This window comes from Stenotrophomonas acidaminiphila (assembly GCF_001431595.1).
GTDB lineage: Bacteria > Pseudomonadota > Gammaproteobacteria > Xanthomonadales > Xanthomonadaceae > Stenotrophomonas > Stenotrophomonas acidaminiphila.
On sequence record NZ_LDJO01000045.1, the window covers coordinates 1 to 1,300 of the forward strand.

1 protein-coding gene is annotated in these 1,300 nt (G+C 62.4%); it reads right to left on the bottom strand.

Translation table 11 applies throughout. The features are described from left to right. Positions 1-86: 86 nt before the first annotated feature. A protein-coding gene (locus ABB33_RS13530; RefSeq protein ID WP_225546713.1) for an IS3 family transposase occupies positions 87-1,237 on the bottom strand; the annotation gives its coding sequence in 2 pieces (ribosomal slippage) (positions 87-991 and positions 991-1,237; 1,152 coding nt in all). Positions 1,238-1,300: the final 63 nt, after the last annotated feature.

Here is a 1,300-nt window from a genome sequence, read left to right on the forward strand (position 1 = left end):
ATATGTTAATAAGAGACAAATCCAATGATGCACGGATGCGGTTTCGCGCCAAAGCGCAGATGGACCGGCCAGAGTTCCGTAGACACTCAGTCGCCGCTCTGCGCGTAGCGCCTCTCAAACTCTACCGGTGACAGTCCGCCAGCGGAACCATGTCGGCGGATGGGGTTGTAGAACATCTCGATGTAGTCGAACACGTCCGATGCAGCAGTGGCCCGTGTCGGATAGATCCTTCGCTTGGTCCGCTCCTTCTTCAATACGCTGAAGAAGCTCTCGGCCACTGCGTTGTCATGGCAGTTCCCGCGACGACTCATGCTCGGCACCATCCGGTGTGCCTTCAGGAACGACTGCCAATCGCTGCTTGTGAACTGGCAGCCCTGGTCGGAGTGGACCATCACCCCAGGCCCAGGCTTGCGGCGCCACGCCGCTGCCACCAACGCCCGCAACACCAGGTCACTGGTCATCGTCGGCGCCGTGGCCCAGCCGACGATCTGGCGCGAGTACAAATCCATCACCGCTGCCAGGAACAGCCAGCCCTCGTAAGTGCGGATGTAGGTGATGTCCGTGACCCAGACCTTGTTCGGAGCGGGCGGCGCGAAGTCCCGGTTGAGCACATTGGTTACCAAGCCCACGGGGCCACCGCGATGGCGCGGCTTGCGGCCATACCCGACCTGCGCACGCAGGCCCTCGGCCTTCATCAAACGCAGGACACGGTGCCGGCTGCAGTGCTCGCCGGCCTCGCGCAGATCCAGGGTGATCTTGCGATAGCCATACACGGTCCCGCTGGCCAGCCAGTGATGCTTGATCAGTCCTAGCAGGCGCTGGTCCTCGCGCTCGCGAGCGCTGGCGCCATGGTGCAGCCAGGCGTAGTAGCCGCTGCGTTGCACACCCAACACCCGGCACATCGCTACCAGACGGAACTCCCGGTCGTGCGCGTGCATGAACGCGTACTTCGCCCTTACCCCTTGGCAAAGTACGCGGCGGCTTTTTTTAGGATGTCGCGCTCCTCGGTCACCCGCCGCAGCTCGGCCTTGAGCCGGCGAATCTCAGCCGAATCGCTCAGCACGGCGATAGTGCCCGGTGCACGCACCGTCTTCTTGGCCGCCTGCACCCAGCCGTACAGTGTGTGCTTGGGAATCCCGATCCGGGAGGCTACGTCCACGACTGTAAAGCCGCGCTCGATTACCTGCTTCACCGCCTCTGCGCGGAACTCATCCGTGTACTGCTTGCTGTTGCCCATAAACACCTCGGTCATTGCCATCAATTATGGCGTCCGAGTGTCTACGAAAGGCTGGCCGGTCCA